18 protein-coding genes are annotated in these 19,088 nt (G+C 66.9%); 14 read left to right on the top strand and 4 right to left on the bottom strand.

Annotated elements, in window-relative coordinates; translation table 11 throughout:
* Genes JL11_RS12045 through JL11_RS12035 form a run of 3 tightly spaced genes read right to left on the bottom strand, consistent with a single transcriptional unit; the run spans position 1 to position 1,678 of the window.
* Positions 1–531 (bottom strand): dihydrofolate reductase, encoded by a 531-nt coding sequence (locus tag JL11_RS12045; RefSeq protein ID WP_054765866.1) that lies wholly within the window; start codon positions 529–531, stop codon positions 1–3.
* A complete protein-coding gene (locus JL11_RS12040) occupies positions 528–827 on the bottom strand; it encodes a hypothetical protein (RefSeq protein ID WP_054765865.1) in 300 nt (99 codons plus the stop codon). Before JL11_RS12040 ends, JL11_RS12045 begins: the two co-directional genes overlap by 4 nt.
* The gene (locus JL11_RS12035; protein WP_054765864.1) at positions 827–1,678 is read right to left on the bottom strand and encodes a thymidylate synthase; all 852 of its coding nucleotides are present in this window, start codon (positions 1,676–1,678) and stop codon (positions 827–829) included. Before JL11_RS12035 ends, JL11_RS12040 begins: the two co-directional genes overlap by 1 nt.
* 264 nt (positions 1,679–1,942) lie before the next feature.
* Between JL11_RS12035 and serS the strand changes: the two genes are divergently transcribed.
* The 8 genes from serS to JL11_RS11995 all read left to right on the top strand — a co-directional run bounded on the left by serS (position 1,943) and on the right by JL11_RS11995 (position 10,649).
* Positions 1,943–3,439 carry a serine--tRNA ligase gene (serS, locus tag JL11_RS12030; protein WP_054765863.1) on the top strand — a complete coding sequence of 499 codons (1,497 nt, stop codon included), beginning with the start codon at positions 1,943–1,945 and terminating at the stop codon, positions 3,437–3,439.
* Positions 3,439–4,230, top strand: coding sequence for a 5'/3'-nucleotidase SurE (gene surE, locus JL11_RS12025; protein WP_054765862.1), 792 nt, complete (start codon positions 3,439–3,441; stop codon positions 4,228–4,230). The genes serS and surE overlap by 1 nt, the downstream gene beginning before the upstream one ends.
* Positions 4,227–4,871: a protein-L-isoaspartate(D-aspartate) O-methyltransferase gene (locus JL11_RS12020; RefSeq protein ID WP_054765861.1), complete on the top strand. Its 645-nt coding sequence runs from the start codon at positions 4,227–4,229 to the stop codon at positions 4,869–4,871. Before surE ends, JL11_RS12020 begins: the two co-directional genes overlap by 4 nt.
* A 335-nt stretch (positions 4,872–5,206) precedes the next feature.
* Positions 5,207–6,196 (top strand): M23 family metallopeptidase, encoded by a 990-nt coding sequence (locus JL11_RS12015; protein ID WP_082382797.1) that lies wholly within the window; start codon positions 5,207–5,209, stop codon positions 6,194–6,196.
* A 104-nt stretch (positions 6,197–6,300) separates the two neighbouring features.
* On the top strand, positions 6,301–6,618 hold the full coding sequence (gene yajC / locus JL11_RS12010; RefSeq protein ID WP_054765860.1) for a preprotein translocase subunit YajC: 318 nt from the start codon (positions 6,301–6,303) through the stop codon (positions 6,616–6,618).
* Between the two features lie 35 nt (positions 6,619–6,653).
* Positions 6,654–8,246 carry a protein translocase subunit SecD gene (secD, locus tag JL11_RS12005; protein ID WP_054765859.1) on the top strand — a complete coding sequence of 531 codons (1,593 nt, stop codon included), beginning with the start codon at positions 6,654–6,656 and terminating at the stop codon, positions 8,244–8,246.
* Positions 8,246–9,235 carry a protein translocase subunit SecF gene (secF, locus tag JL11_RS12000; RefSeq protein WP_054765858.1) on the top strand — a complete coding sequence of 330 codons (990 nt, stop codon included), beginning with the start codon at positions 8,246–8,248 and terminating at the stop codon, positions 9,233–9,235. Before secD ends, secF begins: the two co-directional genes overlap by 1 nt.
* A gap of 109 nt (positions 9,236–9,344) precedes the next feature.
* Positions 9,345–10,649: a cation:proton antiporter gene (locus JL11_RS11995; RefSeq protein WP_054765857.1), complete on the top strand. Its 1,305-nt coding sequence runs from the start codon at positions 9,345–9,347 to the stop codon at positions 10,647–10,649.
* Between the two features lie 51 nt (positions 10,650–10,700).
* Here JL11_RS11995 and JL11_RS11990 read toward each other — a convergent pair whose 3' ends face one another.
* Entirely contained in the window at positions 10,701–11,906 is a 1,206-nt protein-coding gene (locus JL11_RS11990) for a pyridoxal phosphate-dependent aminotransferase (RefSeq protein ID WP_054765856.1), read from the bottom strand.
* Between the two features lie 124 nt (positions 11,907–12,030).
* On the opposite strand from JL11_RS11990, the gene JL11_RS11985 reads away from it, so the two are divergent.
* From JL11_RS11985 to rodA, 6 genes are all read left to right on the top strand, one after another.
* On the top strand, positions 12,031–12,744 hold the full coding sequence (locus JL11_RS11985) for a TVP38/TMEM64 family protein (RefSeq protein ID WP_054765855.1): 714 nt from the start codon (positions 12,031–12,033) through the stop codon (positions 12,742–12,744).
* Positions 12,745–13,028: 284 nt separating this feature from the next.
* On the top strand, positions 13,029–14,069 hold the full coding sequence (locus JL11_RS11980; protein ID WP_054765854.1) for a rod shape-determining protein: 1,041 nt from the start codon (positions 13,029–13,031) through the stop codon (positions 14,067–14,069).
* Positions 14,070–14,220: 151 nt separating this feature from the next.
* Positions 14,221–15,342, top strand: a complete 1,122-nt coding sequence (gene mreC, locus JL11_RS11975; protein WP_054765853.1) for a rod shape-determining protein MreC — start codon at positions 14,221–14,223, stop codon at positions 15,340–15,342.
* Positions 15,339–15,857 (top strand): hypothetical protein, encoded by a 519-nt coding sequence (locus JL11_RS11970; protein WP_054765852.1) that lies wholly within the window; start codon positions 15,339–15,341, stop codon positions 15,855–15,857. The genes mreC and JL11_RS11970 overlap by 4 nt, the downstream gene beginning before the upstream one ends.
* Entirely contained in the window at positions 15,854–17,851 is a 1,998-nt protein-coding gene (gene mrdA / locus JL11_RS11965; RefSeq protein WP_054765851.1) for a penicillin-binding protein 2, read from the top strand. The genes JL11_RS11970 and mrdA overlap by 4 nt, the downstream gene beginning before the upstream one ends.
* Positions 17,848–19,002, top strand: coding sequence for a rod shape-determining protein RodA (rodA, locus tag JL11_RS11960; RefSeq protein ID WP_054765850.1), 1,155 nt, complete (start codon positions 17,848–17,850; stop codon positions 19,000–19,002). The genes mrdA and rodA overlap by 4 nt, the downstream gene beginning before the upstream one ends.
* Positions 19,003–19,088: the final 86 nt, after the last annotated feature.

Genomic DNA, 19,088 nt, shown 5'->3' with positions numbered 1-19,088 from the left:
CTAACGACGATCCAAAACGCGGAAGGTGAAGGCGTGGTCGTCCTTCTCGCCCGCCGCATGGGTTTCGGAAGATACTTCAACCCAGGCTGTTTCGTCGAACGACGGAAAGACCGCATCTCCCTCGGGGGCCGCGTCGACCTCGGTGATATAGAGGCGGCGGGCGCGGGGCAGGGCGGCGGCGAACAGGGCCGTGCCGCCGATGATGCAGATCTCGTCCACGCCGTCCTCCTCGGCGGTCTCGCGCGCGATCTCGATCGCCTCGTCCAGATTGGAGCAGACCACGGCGCCCTTGGCCATGCCGTCGGCCTCATAGGACTCGTCCTTGGTCAGGACCAGGTTCAGCCGGCCGGGCAGGGGCTTCAGCGGCAGGCTCTCCCAGGTCTTGCGCCCCATCAGGCAGGGCTTTCCGATAGTGATCGCCTTGAATCTCTGCAGGTCCGAACGCAGCCGCCAGGGCAGGTCGCCGTCCCGGCCGATGACGCCGTTCCGGCCGCGGGCCACGACCAGGGCGATCCGAGCGGGCCCGGTCATGCCGCAGGCTCCAGCCACTTCAGCCATTTGCGTCGCATCGCGGTTTCAAGGTCGATCCCGGCGCCCGCGCAATAGATCAACAGCATGCCCAGAACATCGGCCGCCTCGTCGCCCAGGGCCTCGGCGTCGCCCGCGCCGCGCGCCCGACCGGACAGCCGCAGATGTTCAGCCGTCAGCTCTCCCAGCTCTTCCTGGAGCTTCAGCAAGGCCCAGTCCCGGTCGCGATCAATGCCGTGATTGGCGGCGTAGAGGTCGGAGATGCGCAGGACGTCGGCCTGCAGACTCTTGAAATCCATCAGACGGCCACTTCGGCCTTTATGTGCGGCCAGGCTTCATAGCCCTCCAGCGTGAAGTCCGACAGTTCGAAGGCGAACAGATCGTCCTTCGGCGCGATCTTCATCACGGGCAGGGGCAAGGGTTCGCGTGTGAGCTGGAGCTCGGCCTGTTCCAAATGGTTCAGATACAGGTGGGCGTCGCCGAAGGTGTGGACGAACTCGCCCGGCTCCAGCCCGACCACCTGGGCCAGCATCATCGTCAGCAGGGCGTAGGAGGCGATGTTGAAGGGCACGCCCAGGAAGACGTCGGCGCTGCGCTGATACAGCTGGCAGCTCAGTTTCCCATCCGCCACGAAGAACTGGAACAGGCAGTGGCAGGGCGGCAGGGCCATGTCGTCGACGTCCGCCGGGTTCCAGGCCGTGACGATATGGCGGCGGCTGTGGGGATTGGTCTTCAGGCCATGGACCAGTTTCTCGATCTGGTCGATGACGCGGCCGTCCGGCGCCGCCCAGGACCGCCACTGTTTGCCGTAGACCGGACCCAGTTCGCCCTCGGCGTCGGCCCATTCGTCCCAGATGCGGACGCCGTTCTCCTTAAGATAGGCGATGTTGGTTTCGCCGCGCAGGAACCACAGCAGTTCGACGATGATGGAGCGCAGGTGCAGCTTCTTGGTGGTCAGGACGGGGAAGCCCTTGGAAAGGTCGAACCGCATCTGGCGGCCGAAGACGCCCAGGGTGCCGGTGCCGGTGCGGTCGTCGCGGCGCACGCCCTTGTCCAGAATGTCGCGCAGCAGGTCCAGATACTGCCGCTCCGGATGGTCGGCCGGGGCCGTCCGGCCCTGAAGTTCTGAAGAGGCGACCTGAGCGTTCATGCCGCCAACTTGCCCCAGTCCGGGTGATTCGCCACGCGGTTCCGAACCGACGTCCACAGAAAACGGGCCGGCCCCCTCCGTCGCGGCGCTGCGCGCCGCGCCACCTCCCCCAGAGGGGGAGGATTTCGGTCATCGCATTCCTCCCTTTTGGGGAGGGGGACCGCGCGAAGCGTGGTGGAGGGGGAACCGCCCCGCCGCCGTTGCCCCTAACCGCGCAGGCGGGTAGAGCGTTCGGCTTCTCCCGCCCAGCCGAAGTTTCAGACCATGCACGACATCAGAGCCATTCGCGAAAACCCCCAGGTTTATGTCGCGGGCTGGTCGTCGCGCGGGGTGGATCAGGCCGACGGGCTGGTGGCGGACATCCTGCGGCTGGACGCCGAACTGCGCCACGCCCAGACCACGGGCCAGGACGCCCTGGCCAAGCGCAACGCCGCCTCCAAGCTGATCGGCGCCGCCATGGGCAAGAAGGACATGGCCGAGGCCGACCGGCTGAAGGCCGAGGTCGAGGCGCTGAAGGGCGATATCGCGGCGGCGGCCGAGATCGAGGCGCGCGTTGGCAAGGACCTGCGCGACCTGCTGGCGGGGTTGAAGAACCTGGCGGCCGAGGATGTGCCGGACGGCGAGGACGAGGCGGGCAATGTCGAGGTCTCGCGCTGGGGCACGCCCCGCGAAGGCGGCCCGGCCAAGGATCACGCCGACCTGGGCGAGGCCCTGGGGATGCTGGACTTCGAGGCGGCCGCGAAGATGTCGGGCGCTCGGTTTGCGGTGCTGAAGGGGCAGTTGGCGCGGCTGGAACGGGCCGTGGGCCAGTTCATGCTGGACCTGCAGACGGACCAGCACGGCTATCTGGAAGTGAACCCGCCGCTGCTGGTGCGGGACGAGGCGATGTTCGGTACGGGACAATGGCCGAAGTTCCGGCCAGATCTATTCCAAACGGGGCTGTCCTTCCGGGACCAGTACGAAATGATCAAGTCACGCGGCATTGATGCTGGCGACGTTTATGATCAACTCGTTGCTGACTATGAGCGCAACAACGGCCCCATCGAAATTGATGAGAACGGCTACTCTGAAGTTTATTCGGCGTTGGGAGAGCGAGCTTGGATCGAAGCTGAAGAGGCATTCTTCAAGCTTCAAGCCAGTGAGGCACAAAGCCGCCGTTGGCTCATCCCCACCGCCGAAGTCTCCCTGACCAATCTCGTGCGCGAGACCATCCTGTCCGAGGACGACCTCGCCACGCCGATGCGGATGACGGCGCTGACGCCCTGCTTCCGCGCTGAAGCCGGGTCGGCGGGGCGGGATACGCGCGGGCTGATCCGCCAGCACCAGTTCTCCAAGGTCGAGATGGTGTCGATCGCGCGGCCGGAAGACTCCGACGCCGAGCACGAGCGGATGACGGCCTGCGCCGAGGCGGTGCTGAAGGCGCTGGAGCTGCCGTTCCGGCGGATGCTGCTGTGCAAGGGCGACATGGGCTTCTCGGCGCAGAAGACCTTCGACCTGGAGGTCTGGCTGCCCAGCCAGGGGACCTATCGCGAGATCAGCAGCTGCTCGAACTGCGGCGACTTCCAGGCCCGGCGCATGGACGCCCGGTTCAAGCGGGCCGGCGAGAAGAAGACCGAGTTCGTCCATACGCTGAACGGGTCGGGGCTGGCGGTCGGTCGGACCCTGGTGGCGATCATGGAGAACTATCAGCAGGACGACGGGCGGATCGCGGTGCCGAAGGTGCTGCAGCCGTATATGAGCGGTCGCGAGTTCGTAGGCTGATGCGTATCCTCCTGACAAACGACGACGGGATCGAGGCGGAAGGTCTTGAATCCCTTGAGCGGATCGCGCGCACCCTGAGCGACGACATCTGGGTGTGCGCCCCCGCCGTCGAACAGTCGGCCAAGGGGCGGGGGATCACCCTGACCGAGCCGCTGCGGGTGCATAAGCATGGCGAGCGGCGGTTCTCGGTGACGGGGACGCCGACCGACTGCGTCATCCTGGCGGTCAACGATCTGATGCCGGAGAAGCCGGACCTGGTGCTGTCCGGGGTGAACCGGGGGCACAATATCGGCGAGGACGTCAGCTATTCCGGCACGGTGGCGGGAGCCCTGCAAGGCATGGCCTTCGGCATCCGCTCCATCGCCCTGAGCCAGAGCCTGGAACGGTTCCACGACGAGGTGGTGGCTCACTGGGAGACGGCCGAGGCCTTCGCGCCGGCGATCATCAGCCGTCTGCTGGACCAGAAATGGGCGCCGGGCGTGGTGATGAACGTCAACTTCCCCAACCTGCCGCCCGAACGGGTCGAGCAGATCGAGGTGACGACGCAAGGGTTCCGCGACGTGGGCGAGATGCACGCGGTGCGACGCACCGACCTGCGCGGGCGCGACTACTACTGGATGAGCTTCCGCGGCGAGAAGCAGGAGCATGCCGAGGGCACCGACCTGAGGGCCATCGAGGCGGGACGGATCTCGGTCACGCCGCTGCACATCGACCTGACCCATATGGCCAGCGTCCATGACCTGAAGAAGGTGCTGGGCGGGGCGCCGCCAAAGGCGGTGAAGGCCGCATGAACCTGCACGACGACCGCGCCGGACGTCTGATCCTGTCGCTGCGCCAGCAGGGGGTGACGGACCCCCGGGTGCTGGGCGCGATGGAGAGCATCGACCGCGCGGTCTTCGTGCACGAGAAATTCCTGGATCAGGCCTGGGAAGACCAGGCCCTGCCCATCGACTGCGCCCAGACCATCAGCCAGCCCTATATCGTCGGCCTGATGACCCAGGCCCTGGACGTCCAGCCCCGCCACCGGGTGCTGGAGATCGGCACCGGCAGCGGATACCAGTGCGCGGTGCTGAGCCGGCTGGCGCGCTATGTCTATTCGGTGGAGCGGTATCGCAGTCTGCTGGTCGAGGCCGAGGCGCGTCTGCGCGCCCTGGAGATCGAGAACGTCATCACCCGTCACGGAGACGGCGGCCTGGGCTGGATCGAACAGGCGCCCTTCGACCGGATCATGGTGACGGCCGCATCGCCGGGCGAGCCGACCGAACTGTTGAAACAGCTGAAGCCAAACGGGGTTCTGGTGGCGCCGGTGGGCCGCACCTCGGTGCAGATCCTGCACCGCTATGTGGGGCAAGGTGACGGCTCGTTCCGGCGCGAAAGCCTGACGGAAGTGCGGTTCGTGCCCCTGGTCGAGGGGACGGCGAAGGAGGGGTGAGACCTTCCCCCGCTTGCGGGGGAAGTGTCAGGTCGTGGCGCGAAGCGACACGCCTAACGATGGGGGAAGTCATGCTTCTTGAAAGAAAACTTCCCTCTCCGACCCTGGTCCGCTGCGCGGACGCCGGGCCACCTCTCCCGCAAGCGGGAGAGGGTCTGGACGGCCGTTAACCTTCCCGCCCCACTTTGGCGATGATTGCGGGCTTGGCTTGGACGGCGCGAGCGGGCAAACCGGGCGGGCGGATTTAACCACGTAAGGAGCGGCCGGTGGCGGTGATGTCGGGCGGAATGAGAACGGTTGTGATCTTGGCGGCGTCGCTGAGCGCAGCGGCCTGTATGACCTATCCGTCCGAGCCGCAGTATTCGACGCGCCCTGTTCCTGCCGGAGGCGCCCAGCCGCAGGCTCAGCAGGGCCCCTATGGTCAGCCGGCCCAGCCGCAGACCCCCGCCCAACCGTATCAGCAGCCGCCGGCGACGGCGCCGGTCGGCTCGATCGACGGCGGGGCCCTGCCGCCGCCGGTTTCGGTCACGCCGGCCCAGCCGACCTATCCGGCGACGCCCGCCCCATCTTCGCCGCCCGCCGTGGTGACGCCGGGCGCGGCCTATGTGATCCAGCCGGGCGACACCATCTCGGGCGTCGGCCGGCGGTTCCAGACGCCGGTTCAAACCCTGATCGACCTGAACGGGCTGGGGCCGCGCGGCGCGATCACCAGCGGTCAAAGAATCATTCTGCCCGATTCCGCCGTGGACACGGGACGCGATCCCTACGCCACGGGGCCGTCGCCGGCCGGTGTGCTGGTGCCGAACTCGGGGGTGGTTCCGCCGCCCCCGCCGCCGCCCTCGGGCAATCCGGCCCTGCCGGCCCAGACGCGGCCGGTCCAGACGCGGCCGGTCGAGAGCGCGCCCGGTCCGGCGACGACGCCCGTCGCAGGCGGAACCATCGCCCTGCAATGGCCGGTGCGGGGCGACATCCTGAGACGGTTCGGTCCGGTCGGCATGGGCGAGCGCAACAATGGGATCAATATCGGCGCCTCGGCCGGCGCCTCGGTCGTGGCGGCGGCCGGTGGGCGCGTGGCCTATGTGGGCGACGATCTGGTGGGCCAGGGCCTGACGGTGCTGATCGTGCACAACGGCGGCTGGCGCACGGTTTACGGCCATCTGGGCTCGGCCACGGTCAAGGACGGCGACGACGTGCGCGCGGGTCAGCAGATCGGCACCGTGGGTTTGACCGCCGGGGACGGCCGCCCGTCGATCCATTTCGAGACCCGCCAGATGCGCGGCGACGACCCCGTGGCGGTCGATCCCCTGAGCGTATTGCCGCGCTGATCGTTCGTTACGTTGCAATCCGCGAAGCGCGGCCCTAGGTTCCGCGCCTCGTTTTAATGGGGGCGCCGACGAGGGCCGCCCCGCCTTGTGTTCGGAGAGACCCCATGGGCGCCCCAGCTGACGGCGGCATGATGGCCGTGATCATGCAGTTCCTGCCGATCGTCGCCATCTTCATCCTGTTCTACTTCCTGCTGATCCGTCCGCAGCAGAAGCGCGCCAAGGAACATGCGGCCGCCATCGCCGCCGTGAAGCGCGGCGACACGGTGGTCCTGTCCAGCGGCGCCATCGGCAAGGTGACCCGCGTCGAAGAGGCCGAGGTCAATGTCGAGATCGCGCCCAGCGTCAATATCCGCGTCGTCAAGGCGATGATCGCCGAGGTGCGCAACCGCACCGCCGTCGCCGCCAACGACTCCAAGGCCTGAGACCCGAAGCGTATCGCTGAACCTGGACTGTCCTCATGATTCAGCTGTCGCGCTGGAAAATCATTCTCGTCGTCGCCTCGGCGATCATCGGCTGCCTGCTGGCCTATCCCAACCTGCTGAGCCCGGCTCAGCGGGAGGCGCTGCCCGGCTGGCTGCCGAAGAACGCCCTGAACCTGGGGCTGGACCTGCAGGGCGGCTCCTATCTGCTGCTCGAGGTGGACGTGCCGGCGATGCGCGAGAAGCGCGTCACCAATCTGATCGAGGACGTGCGGGTGACCCTGAACGGCGAGGGCATCGCCACCAACGGCCTCCAGCGCGAGGCGGGCGGCGTCGTGGTCGCTTTGGCGGACCCGGCGAAACAGACCGCCGCCTTTGAAGCCCTGCGCCGCCTCGCCGGCGCGCCGGGACCGTCCGGCCAGGTCGAACGGACGGCCAGCCGCGTCGGTTCGGACCGGGTCCGATTCGCCTATACGGACGCGGCCCTGGCCGGCATGGGATCGACGGCGGTCGATCAGTCCATCGAAGTCGTCCGTCGCCGCATCGACAGCCTGGGTACGCGCGAACCCTCGATCACCCGCCAGGGCGCCGACCGGATCGTGGTCCAGGCGCCGGGCGAGAGCGATCCGCGCAAGCTGGAGGAGGTCATCGGCCAGACGGCGCAACTGACCTTCCAGATGGTGGACACTGAGAATTCGGTGACGGAGGCCCAGGCGGGTCGCGTGCCGCCGGACGCTGAACTGCTGACCGATGAACAGGGCACGCCCTATCTGGTCAAGAAGCGGGTTCTGGTCTCGGGTGAAAACCTGACACGGGCCTCGGTCGACGCCGATCAGAGCGGCCGCCCCGCCATCGGCTTCCGCTTCGACGGCGCCGGCGCCCGCCGCTTCGGCGAGGCGACCTCGGCCAATATCGGCAAACCCTTCGCCATCATCCTGGACGGCAAGGTCATATCCGCGCCGCGCATCAACAGCGCCATCACCAACGGATCGGGCATCATCGAAGGCCAGTTCACGATCCAGGAAGCCGCGACGATGGTGAACCTGCTGAACGGGGGCGCCCTGCCGGCGCCGCTGAACGTCGAGGAACGCCGGACCGTGACCGCCGAACTGGGCGCCGACGCCGTGGCCGCAGGCGCCCTATCGACCGCCGTCGGCTTCGCCATCATCGTGGTCTTCATGATCCTGGCCTACGGCCTCCTGTTCGGGGGCGTTTCGGTGGTCGGCCTGATCCTGAACGGCGTGCTGATCGTGGCGGCCATGTCGCTGACCCAGGCGACCCTGACCCTGCCGGGCATCGCGGGTCTGATCCTGACCTTCGCCGTGGCGGTGGACGCCAATGTGCTGATCTATGAGCGGATGCGCGACGAGGCCCGGGCGGGCCGCAGCGTGATCGCCAGCATGGACGCCGGATTCTCCAAGGCCTGGGGCACGATCCTGGACGCAAACGTCACCACCCTGGTGGCGGCGGCGATCATGTTCGTCTTCGGCGCCGGTCCGGTACGCGGCTTCGCCTGGACGCTGAGCATCGGCGTCTTCACCTCGGTGTTCTCGTCGGTTCTGGTGGCCCAGGTGCTGCTGGCCTACTGGCTCAAGACCGCCAAGCCCAAAAAACTGCCGATCGCGGAGTAATGGCGATGCGTGGATGGCCCCTCATCAAACTGCTGCCGCAGAAGACGAACTTCCATTTCGTCAAATACTCCCGGTACGCCGCCGTCCTGTCGGTGGTGCTGTGCATCGCCTCGATCGTGGGCTGTTTCGTGCCCGGCCTGAACATGGGCATCGACTTCCGGGGCGGCGCCTCGATGGAGGTGTCCAAGCCCGCCGGCCAGACCATCGAGCTGGACCGGGTGCGCGAGGCGGTGAACGGTCTGAACCTGGGCGACGTCCAGGTGCAGGGCATCGCCCGGCGCGACACCAATGTCGATGACGGCTCGACCGCCATCCTGCGCTTCCAGGTGCCGGAAGGCCGCGATCAGACCCAGGTGGTGAACCAGGTCGAGCGCGCCATCAGCGGCACGGTCGGCGAGGTGCAGTATTCGGGCGTCAGCGTGGTCGGGTCCAAGGTGTCCGGCGAACTGTTCACCTCGGGCCTGTTGGCCCTGGCCGTCGCTATCGGCCTGATGTTCCTCTACATCTGGTTCCGGTTCGAGCCGCAATTCGGCTTCGGCGCCGTGATCGGCCTGCTGCACGACGTGGTGCTGACCTTCGGCCTGATCGTGGTCTTCCGCCTGGAGTTCAGCCTGAACATGGTCGCCGCCATCCTGACCGTCATCGGCTATTCGATGAACGACACCGTGGTGGTGTTCGACCGGCTTCGCGAGAACCTGCGCAAGTACAAGACCATGCCTTTGGGCGAGGTGATCGACCTGTCGCTGAACGAGACCCTGTCGCGGACCATCATCACCGGCGTGACCGCCGTCATGGTGCTGGCGGCCCTGGCCCTGTTCGGCGGCGAAGCCCTGTTCGGCTTCTCGATCGCCCTGATGTTCGGCATCATCGTGGGCACCTATTCGTCCATCTATGTCGGCGCGCCGATCATCCTGCTCTGGGGCGTCAAGCGCGGCGCCCTGAACGAGGAGGCCAAGCCGGTTAAGCTGGGCATGGCCAGCCGGCCCTGATCAAGACGACCTAGGTCTGCGGGGAGCCTTGAATAGGCGACGAGGGTGTTTAGGGTGAGCGACCTGTGATCGTTCTCAAGAACGGCGCGCCCTGGGGAGGGATCATCGCATGACCAATGCGGAGCTGAGTGTCGCCTTTTTCCTGCAGATGGCGGTGATCATCGCCGCCTGCCGGGTGGTGGGATGGGCGGCCAAGCGCTGGTTGGGTCAGCCGCAGGTCGTCGGCGAAATGATCGCAGGCGTGATCCTGGGGCCGTCCCTTTTCGGACTTCTGGCTCCCGACTTGCAGGCCGCCCTGTTTCCGAAGGAGTCGCGGTCCATCCTGTTCGTCGGCGCCCAGCTGGGCGTCGGTCTCTACATGTTCCTGGTCGGGCTGGGGTTTCGCCGGGATCATTTCCGCGCCCATGCGACCAGCGCGGCGGCCGTGTCTCTGGCCGGTATGGCGGCGCCGTTTCTGGTCGCGGTCGCCATCGCGCCCTGGCTACTGAGTCTTGGCCTGTTCGGCGAGGGAATCGTGACCTGGCAGGCCATGCTGTTTATGGGCGCGGCCATTTCGATTACCGCCTTTCCCATGTTGGCCCGCATCATTCACGAACGCGGCCTGAGCGGATCGAGGCTGGGATCGCTGTCTCTGGCCGCCGGCGCCATCGATGACGCCGGGGCGTGGTGCGTATTGGCGATCGTCCTGGCCAGCTTCGGCGCCGGCCCGATGGTGGCGGTGGTGGCGATCGCCGGAGGCGGCGCCTTCGCCCTTTTCATGATGACCTTGGGGCCCCGGCTTCTGGCGCCCCTAGGCCGGATCGCAGAGCGGGAGGGGCGCGTCGGACCGAGCGTATTGGGCGTCGTCCTGATCCTGTTCATGCTCAGCGCCTGGGCGATGGACGCCGTCGGCATCCATGCGGTCTTCGGCGGTTTCATCCTGGGGGTCGCCATGCCGCGCGGCCTTTTGACGGCGGAGATCAAACGTCAGCTGGAGCCTTTCGCCGTTCTGGTTCTGCTGCCGATGTTCTTCACTTTTTCGGGGCTCAATACGCAGCTGACGATGGTGGACAATATCGGTTTGGCCGCCGTCACCCTGGTGATCCTGGCCGGCTCCGTCCTGGCCAAGGGGGGCGCCTGCTGGGCGGCCGCCCGGCTGACGGGCCAGGACAACGCCACGGCCATGGGGATCGGCGCCCTGATGAACGCGCGCGGGCTGATGGAGCTGATCATCATCAATATCGGACTTCAGCGCGGCGTCATCGGCCCAGCCCTGTTCTCCATCCTGGTCCTGATGGCCATCATCACGACCCTTATGGCGTCGCCGCTGTTCGAATGGGTCTATGGCCGCAGGGCGCGAGAGCAAGGGGAGCTGGGCGATCCGAACGAACCGGACGGCGACGGAGCCCGACTGTCGCCGCGCGCCACGGCCTGACCTGGGGCCGTCGATCCGGACGGACACAGAGGCGTCCGTCCGGTGGAAAAATCAACGCAGCGAGGCGGCGAAGCGCTGGATGCGGGTGCAGGCCTCTTCCAGCACGGCGTCGGAGGTGGCGTAGCTGATGCGGAAATAGGGCGACAGGCCGAAGGCCTCGCCCTGGACCACGGCGACGCCCTCGGCGTTCAGCAGCTCGGCGGCGAAGGTCGAGTCGCCGTCGATGACCACGCCCGATTCCGTCGTCTTGCCGATCAGGCCGGCGATGGACGGATAGACGTAGAAGGCGCCTTCCGGCACAGCACAGGTGATCCCGGTCGCCTGGTTCAGCATCGAGACGACCAGGTCGCGGCGCTTCTCGAAGGCGATCTTGCGCTCGGGGATGAAGTCCTGGGTGCCGTTCAGGGCCTCGACCGCGGCCCACTGGCTGATGCTGGTGGGGTTGGAGGTGGTCTGGCTGGCCACCTTGCGCATCAGGTCGATCAGCGGCTTGGGGCCGCCGGCGTAGCCGATGCGCCAGCCGGTCATGGCATAGGCCTTGGACACGCCGTTGACGGTCAGGGTGCGGTCGATCAGGTCGGGGGCGACCTGGGCGATGGTGGTGTATTCGAAGTCGCCATAGACGAGGTGCTCGTACATGTCGTCGGTGAGCACCCAGACGTGGGGGTGACGACGCAGGACCTCGGCCAGGGCCAGCAACTCCGCCTGGGTGTAGGCGGCGCCGGTCGGGTTGGAGGGGCTGTTCAGGATCAGCCACTTGGTCTTGGGGGTGATGGCGGCCTCAAGCACCTCGGGACGCAGCTTGAAGCCGTCCTTCTCCTCGCCGATCACGGTCACGGGCTCGCCCCCGGCGAGCAGGACCATATCGGGGTAGGAGACCCAGTAGGGGGCGGGCACGATGACCTCGTCGCCGGGGTTCAGGGTGGCGACCAGGGCGTTGAAGATGACCGGCTTGCCGCCCGGTGCGACGTGGATCTGCGACACGTCGTAGGTCAGGCCGTTCTCGCGGGCGAACTTGGCCACAATAGCCTTCTTCAGTTCGGGCATGCCGTCGGCGTCGGTATATTTGGTCTCACCGCGATTAATGGCGTCGATGGCGGCCTGTTTGATATTCTCCGGCGTGTCGAAGTCCGGCTCCCCGGCGCCGAGGCCGATCACGTCGCGGCCCTCCGCCTTGAGCTTCCGGGCCTGGGCGGTCACGGCGATGGTGGCCGAAGGCTTGACGCGGGCGAGGGCGGAAGATTGCAGGCTGGACATGGGAATCCCATCGGTCTTGGAAGGTTGTCGCCGGGGAGGGCGAGGTTCCTTACGCGCGCAGGCCCGCCGGGACAATCCGCCCAGGCTCGCTAATGTACAGCCGGGGTGATAAGCGGCGCGTCTGATGCGCTGGATCCTCGATTTCCTGTCCAATATGGAGGCGCGGCGCTGGCGCGCCGTGCTGGCGACGGTTGTCGTTCTGGGCGCGATGACGGCTCTGTTCGCCGTGGGTAAGAGCCAGCTGGGGCTGGACGCCGAGGCGCGGCTGGAGGCCTGGCTGGGCGGATTCCGGCACGGGCCGTGGGGCCTGCCGGCGGCCGTGATCGTGTTCACGGTCGCAGCCTTCTTCGGGGCGCCTCAGTTCATTCTGATCGCCGCCTGCGTGGTGGCCTTTGGGCCCTGGTTCGGGTTTCTGTACAGCTGGATCGCCACGGTCGCCTCGGCCGCCGTCACCTATTGGATGGGGCGCGGGCCGACCGCGCGGGTGCTGGAGCGGCACGGCGGAAAGACGGTCGGGCGGTTGACCCGGTTCGTGGGGCAGAACGCCTTCTACGCCAGCTTCATGATCCGCAACGTGCCCTCGGCGCCCTTCATCGTGGTCAACATGGCCTTTGGCGCGGCGCGGGCGTCCTTTCCCGGCTTCCTGGCCGGATGCGCCCTGGGGGTTTTGCCCAAGACGGCGCTTGTGGCCTTTTTCGGCGGCTCCTTCATGACGGCCGTCAGCGGCGACGGGGTTTGGACCTCGGCCATCCTGGCGGGCGTGGCCCTGGCCTGGTTGGGTCTAATGCTGGGGGTCCGGGAGTGGGTGAGGCGTCGCGAAAAGGCGCGTGGGGACTGACGTCGCGGCAAGCGCCGGCAGGATGTTTCACAGGGAGTCCTTCCCCCTCATGACGCTATCGTGAACGGCCCGGAGCGCCAAGCTTACACAGGCCTGGGGGTGAACTCGCGTCCGGTACGCGAAGGGGGTTGTATTCCCTGTTTCATACGGGCACACGGGCCAGCGGTAGGCGTGGCGAAGACGATCAGGAAGCTGTCCGGCAAGGGGATGTCAGGACGGCGGGGCGTCGCCAGGTCGACTGCGAAACTGACGCCCTCGGTCAAAGAACAACGGTATCGATTCCCATGAGCTTTTCCCTTTTCGGCGCGATCTCCAACGACATCGCGATGGACCTGGGCACCGCCAACACCCTGATTTACATGAAGGGCAAGGGCATCGTCCTGAACGAGCCGTCCGTGGTGGCCCTGCGCAACGTCGGCGGACGCAAGATCGTTCACGCCGTGGGCATTGAGGCCAAGCAGATGCTGGGCCGAACGCCCGGCCACATGGAAGCCATCCGCCCGATGCGCGACGGGGTCATCGCCGACTTCGAAGTCGCCGAAGAGATGATCAAACACTTCATCCGCAAGGTGCATAACCGCAAGGGCTTCGTGAACCCGAAGATCATCGTCTGCGTGCCGTCCGGCGCCACGGCGGTCGAGCGTCGCGCGATCAATGATTCTTGCCTGAACGCCTCGGCGCGCCGCGTAGGCCTGATCGACGAGCCGATGGCCGCCGCGATCGGCGCCGGCCTGCCCATCCACGAGCCGACCGGCTCCATGGTCGTCGATATCGGCGGCGGCACCACCGAGGTGGCCGTGCTGTCTCTGTCGGGCATCGTCTATTCGCGTTCGGTCCGCGTCGGCGGCGACAAGATGGACGACAGCATCATCAGCTATATGCGTCGCAACCATAATCTGCTGATCGGCGAAACGACCGCCGAGCGGATCAAGAAGGACATCGGCACCGCCCGCATCCCGGCCGACGGCGAAGGCCTGTCGATCGAGGTCAAGGGCCGCGACCTGATGCAGGGCGTGCCGCGCGAGGTCCGTATCTCGGAACGCCAGGCCGCCGAAGCCCTGGCCGAGCCGGTGACCCAGATCATCGAGGCCGTGAAGGTCGCGCTGGAAGCCACCCCGCCGGAATTGGCCGCCGACATCGCCGACAAGGGCATCATGCTGACGGGCGGCGGCGCCCTGCTGCGCGGCCTGGATGTCGAGATTCGCGACCACACCGGCCTGCCGGTCTCGGTGGCCGACGACCCGCTGTCCTGCGTCGCCATCGGCTGCGGCCGCGTGCTGGAGCATCCGCGCTGGATGAAGGGCGTGCTCGACTCGGCGCTCTGATTTTTTCGATCGCGGCTGGGCGAAAGTCCGGCCGCAAATCCTTTTCAGCCCTGCGTGATCGACGGTTCCATTCCGGCCCTGATTTTGCGATAGGCAGGCAGAACGACAGGGATCGCCTGTCGATTCCAACCCCTTTTGTGGAAGGTCGCCCGTGGCGTTTCGCGACGGTCCCTTTGAAAACCTGAAGGTGCCGCTGGTCTGGACCGCCGCGGTTGTGGTCGTCGTGTCGATCGTGGCCGCCGGCCTCCTACTGGTGAGCGATCGCAAGGCCGTCGACGGCGGTTCCAGCTATGGCGCCGTGCGCGGAGCGGCTGATACGGTGACTGGACCTGTCAGCGGGATCTTGGCCGCGCCGGTGCGCTGGGTCGGCGCCGTCACCGACTATGTCGGGGGCTATTTCTTCGCGGTGTCGGAAAATCGGAAACTCAAGGCGGAATTGGCGGAACTCCAACCGTGGCGCGACCAGGCCATCGCCCTGAAGAACGTCAACGCGCGCTATGAAGCCTTGCTGGGGCTGCGGACTGAGCCGCCCGTTCCGATGATCACGGCGCGCGCCATCTCCGACGCGCGCGGACCCTTTAATCGGGCCAAGCTTCTGGACGTGGGCACGCGCCGCGGCGTGCGGATCGGCAATCCGGTGATCAATGAACACGGCCTCGTCGGTCGCGTGACGGGCGCGACCGGAGGCGTGAGCCGCATGGTGCTCCTGACCGATGTGGCGTCTCGGACGCCCGTCCTGGTGGATCGCACCGATGCGCGGGCGCTTCTCACCGGCGACGGCAGCGACAACCCGCGTCTGGAGTTTGTTCGCGGAGCCGGCTCGGTGCAGCCGGGTGATCGCATTCTGAGTTCTGGGGACGGTGGGGGACTGCCGCGCGGCATACCGATCGGCGTCGCCGCCAAGGGCATTGACGGCAGCTGGCGCGTCAAACTGTTCAGCGATCGTGGCGCTGTCGATTATGTGCGTGTGCTGTTGTTCCAGGACTTCGGCCAACTGGTCGATCCCAACGCCTTGAATGCGCCGCCCCTGGCGGGTCTGGGGACGGCGCCCGAGCCCAGCCTCGAACAGGCGGCTGCGATTGCGGACGTTGCCGCACGCCGGCAAGCGGCCGCACGCGCCCAGGCCGAACGCACGCGGCAGGCCCAGGCTTCGCAGGCCGCAACCGCCGGGCCGTCGGTTCAGCGCGGTCCGGCTCCGCGCGCCGCTCCGGATCAGTCCACGCCTGAGACTCCGCCGGGCGGACCCTCGCCTGCGCCGGGAGGCGCCGCGTGAGACGGCCGGTTGCGGTCCGCGTCGTCGGGCCTTTGCAATGGATCCTCTATCCGGCCCTTGTGGCGGTCGCGGCGACCATCGTCCTGGCCACCCCCGCCCAGCTTTTCGGCCTGACCTTGCCGGAGCCGGTCGTGCCCATGGTTTTGGCCTTCGCCTGGCCCTTGATCCGTCCGTCGATGACGGCGCCGGCTGTGCTGTTCGCCCTGGGCCTGTTCCTTGACCTGTTTTGGAACGGCCCGCTCGGCATGTGGGCCCTGTGTCTGATGGGGGTCTATGGCGTCCTGCTTCTGTCGCGCAATCTTTTGGCCGGACACGAAGGGCTGATCCGGTTCGCCTGGTATGTGGCCTGCACCCTGGGGGCGTTTCTGTTCGCCTATGTCATCGTGACGGTGCGGGCGGGCAATCCGCCGGCCATTCTGTCGCTGATCGGCCAGATCGTCCCGACCCTCCTGCTTTATCCGGTCGCTGACTGGATGCTTGAGCGGTTCGACGATGGAGACATTCGCTTCCGATGAGCGGCGAACCTTCCATTTTTTTCGCCGACGTCAATGAACGACAGGGCTCGTTCCTGCGGCGCACCTTCGTGTTCGGCGGCCTGGCGACCCTCGGCGTGGCGGCGCTTGTAGGGCGGCTGGCCCAGCTCCAGGTCGTGCAGGCTCAGGAGTATGCGACCCTCTCGTCGCAGAACCAGTTCAACTTCCGCATGGTTCCGCCGCCGCGGGGCCTGATCAAGGATCGCAACGGCGTCGTCATCGCCGGCAACCGCCCCAGTTTCCGAGTGCTGGTGGTGCGCGACGAAACCAAGGACCTGGACCAGACCCTGGACCTGCTGGGTCGGCTGCTTCCCGACACCCTGGAACGCCGCCGCGCCATCATCCGCGACGTCAACGCCTCGTCCAAGTTCAACCCGGTTCCGGTCAAGAGCGACCTGACCTGGGAGGAGTTCGCCAAGGTCAATCTGTACGCCAACGAGCTGCCGGGCGTCATGGCAGACATGAACGACGCCCGCTACTATCCTTTCGGCGGCTCTTTCGCCCATGTGGTCGGCTATGTGGCCAAGGTGTCCGATCGGGACGTCAAGGCCATCCGCGACAGGGGGGAGGAGGTTCCGCCCCTGCTGTTCAACCCCAGTTTCCGCATCGGCCGGCAAGGGGTGGAGAAGGCGCTGGACGAGGCCCTGCGCGGCGAGCCCGGCGGTAATCGCGTCGAGGTGGACGCGCGGGGTCGGGTGGTGGCCGAGGATGTGGGCGGCTCCCGCCCGGCGGTTCCCGGGCAGGAAGTGGTTCTGACCCTCGACGCCGACATTCAGAACCGGGCGCTGGAGGTGTTCGGCGAGGAGTCCGGGGCCTGCGTCGTGATGGACGTCCGCAACGGCGACATCCTGGCGATGACCTCCGCCCCATCGTTCGATCCCAACCTGTTTGTGGGGGGCGTGCCTTCCAGCATCTATCGCGCCTTGGCCGACTATGAACGTCGCCCGCTGCTGGACAAGGCTCTCACGGGGACGTTCGCGCCCGGCTCGACCTTCAAGCCGGTCGTCGGGCTGACGGCGTTGAAACGGGGCGGCGATCCGAACCGACGGATCGTCTGCAACGGGGCCTACTATCTGGGGCGGCGGTTCGCCTGCCTGGGACGGCACGGTTCGCAGGACATGCGTTCGGCGATCAAGAACTCCTGCAACGTCTATTTCATGACCCTGGCGGTCGAGGTCGGGCCGGACGCCATCGCCGAGACGGCGCGCGAAATGGGCTTTGGCCAGACCTACGACATCGGCATCTCCGGCCAGAAGCCGGGCCTGGTGCCTGACCGAGAATGGCGGCGGAAGAATCCCGTGCGGGGCGACGGCAAATGGTATCCGGGCGAAACGCCGAGCTACGGCATCGGTCAAGGCGCCTTGACGGTCAACGCCCTGCAACTGGCCGTCTATGCTTCGCGACTGGCCAATGGCCGAAAGGCCGTGACGCCGCGGCTGATCAAGTCGATCGGGGGAGTGGAGCAGGGGGGCGACCGCAGCTTCGCCGACCTGCCCTATGATCCGGCCTTCGTGCAGGTGATGCGGGAAGGGATGGAGGCGGTGACCGACGTCGGCGGGACCGGCTTCAGGAACAGCCAACTGGGCCTCGGCGACATCCGCATGGCGGGCAAGACCGGGACGGCCCAGGCGCAGAACTACGGCGCCGGCTCCCGCAAGGGCGCGGGCCGGCCCTGGGCCCAGAAGGACCACAACCTGTTCATCGCCTTCGCGCCGGCGGACAATCCCCGCTACGCCGTGTCGGTGATTGTGCAACACGGCGGCATGGGCGGCGGTACAGCCGGCGCGCCGCGCGCGCGGGAGGTGATGAAGGTCGCCTTGCTGAAGGATCCGGAGATGCGCGCGCGAATGGAACGCCCGCCGGCGCCCGAGCCGACAGAGACGACGGACCTGACCCAGCCTTCGACCGTCGAGCCGGCGGCGCCGACGCCGGAGGCGGTTGATCCGCTTCCCCCATCGACGGAGCCGCGCTTATGACCGCTTCCGCCCTGTCTCGTCCCGGCGAGCGCGAGCGCGTTTCGACCAAGATCAGCCAGCTCGACTGGCGGCTTCTGCTGCTCATCTGCGCCGTAGGCGGCGCGGGCGCAATGATGCTCTATTCGGTGGGGGGCGGCTCGTGGTCACCCTGGGCGGCTAAACACCTGATCCGGTTCGGCGTCTGCCTGGTGCTGATGCTGGGGCTGTCGATGATCAACATTCGCTACTGGTTCGCCCTGGCCTATCCCATCTATGGCGTGGCCCTGTTCCTACTGGCTCTCGTCGAGACGCCGTTGGGCTACACCGCGCTCGGCGCCACGCGCTGGCTTGACCTGGGCGTGACCCGCATACAGCCCTCGGAAATCATGAAGATCGGCGTGGTTCTGGCCCTGGCGCGTTGGTACCACGGGGCCTCGGCCAAGGAGGCGAGCTTTCACTGGAAGCTGATCATTCCCGTCGCCATCATCGGCATGCCCTTCCTGCTGGTGGCGCACCAGCCGGATCTGGGCTCGGCCATGCTGATCGGCCTGACCGGCGCGGCCATCATGTTCATGGCCGGTCTGAACTGGAAGATCATCGCCGCCGTCGCCGCCGTCGCCACGGTCGCCGTGCCTCCCTATGTGATGTTCGGCATGCACGACTATCAGCGCCACCGGGTCCTGACCTTCCTGAACCCTGAGGCCGACATGGCCGACAAGGGGTATCAGATCGTCCAATCCAAGATCGCGATGGGCTCGGGCGGGCTTCTTGGCAAGGGCTACGGCCTGGGCAGCCAGAGCCAGCTGGAGTTTCTGCCCGAGCGGCATACCGACTTCATCTTCGCCGCCTTCGCTGAGGAGTTCGGCTTCGTCGGCGCCTTCTTCCTGCTCAGCGCCTATGCGGCCATCATATTGATCTCTTTGCGAATAGCGTCCCTGTCCCACAGTCATTTCGGCCGTTTGGCGGCGTCCGGCGTGATCGCCACCTTCGCCATGTATGTGCTGATCAACGGAGCCATGGTTATGGGGCTTGCGCCAGTCGTGGGCGTGCCCATGCCGCTGTTGTCCAACGGCGGCACGGTGATGCTGACCGTCATGATAGGCTTCGGCCTCGTCATGGCGACGCGGGTGCATCGATACGCCGAACTGCCGAAGGGCCATGGGCTGATCTGAGGCTGATTGGAAAGCGCGCCTGGGCGGGCCGTCCAGCATGTTTGATTAAAGCGCCGCATATTCTGCGGGCGCCATAGGCCGACCAG

Source organism: Brevundimonas sp. DS20 (genome assembly GCF_001310255.1).
GTDB lineage: Bacteria > Pseudomonadota > Alphaproteobacteria > Caulobacterales > Caulobacteraceae > Brevundimonas > Brevundimonas aurantiaca.
This window is presented reverse-complemented; position numbering and strand designations above follow the sequence as displayed.

Bases quoted from the DNA above. Each gene is read 5' to 3' on its own strand.
- JL11_RS12045 (WP_054765866.1), bottom strand. From the start codon at position 531: ATGACCGGGCCCGCTCGGATCGCCCTGGTCGTGGCCCGCGGCCGGAAC.
- JL11_RS12040 (WP_054765865.1), bottom strand. From the start codon at position 827: ATGGATTTCAAGAGTCTGCAGGCCGACGTCCTGCGCATCTCCGACCTC.
- JL11_RS12035 (WP_054765864.1), bottom strand. From the start codon at position 1,678: ATGAACGCTCAGGTCGCCTCTTCAGAACTTCAGGGCCGGACGGCCCCG.
- serS (WP_054765863.1), top strand. From the start codon at position 1,943: ATGCACGACATCAGAGCCATTCGCGAAAACCCCCAGGTTTATGTCGCG.
- surE (WP_054765862.1), top strand. From the start codon at position 3,439: ATGCGTATCCTCCTGACAAACGACGACGGGATCGAGGCGGAAGGTCTT.
- JL11_RS12020 (WP_054765861.1), top strand. From the start codon at position 4,227: ATGAACCTGCACGACGACCGCGCCGGACGTCTGATCCTGTCGCTGCGC.
- JL11_RS12015 (WP_082382797.1), top strand. From the start codon at position 5,207: ATGACCTATCCGTCCGAGCCGCAGTATTCGACGCGCCCTGTTCCTGCC.
- yajC (WP_054765860.1), top strand. From the start codon at position 6,301: ATGGGCGCCCCAGCTGACGGCGGCATGATGGCCGTGATCATGCAGTTC.
- secD (WP_054765859.1), top strand. From the start codon at position 6,654: ATGATTCAGCTGTCGCGCTGGAAAATCATTCTCGTCGTCGCCTCGGCG.
- secF (WP_054765858.1), top strand. From the start codon at position 8,246: ATGGCGATGCGTGGATGGCCCCTCATCAAACTGCTGCCGCAGAAGACG.
- JL11_RS11995 (WP_054765857.1), top strand. From the start codon at position 9,345: ATGACCAATGCGGAGCTGAGTGTCGCCTTTTTCCTGCAGATGGCGGTG.
- JL11_RS11990 (WP_054765856.1), bottom strand. From the start codon at position 11,906: ATGTCCAGCCTGCAATCTTCCGCCCTCGCCCGCGTCAAGCCTTCGGCC.
- JL11_RS11985 (WP_054765855.1), top strand. From the start codon at position 12,031: ATGCGCTGGATCCTCGATTTCCTGTCCAATATGGAGGCGCGGCGCTGG.
- JL11_RS11980 (WP_054765854.1), top strand. From the start codon at position 13,029: ATGAGCTTTTCCCTTTTCGGCGCGATCTCCAACGACATCGCGATGGAC.
- mrdA (WP_054765851.1), top strand. From the start codon at position 15,854: ATGAGCGGCGAACCTTCCATTTTTTTCGCCGACGTCAATGAACGACAG.
- rodA (WP_054765850.1), top strand. From the start codon at position 17,848: ATGACCGCTTCCGCCCTGTCTCGTCCCGGCGAGCGCGAGCGCGTTTCG.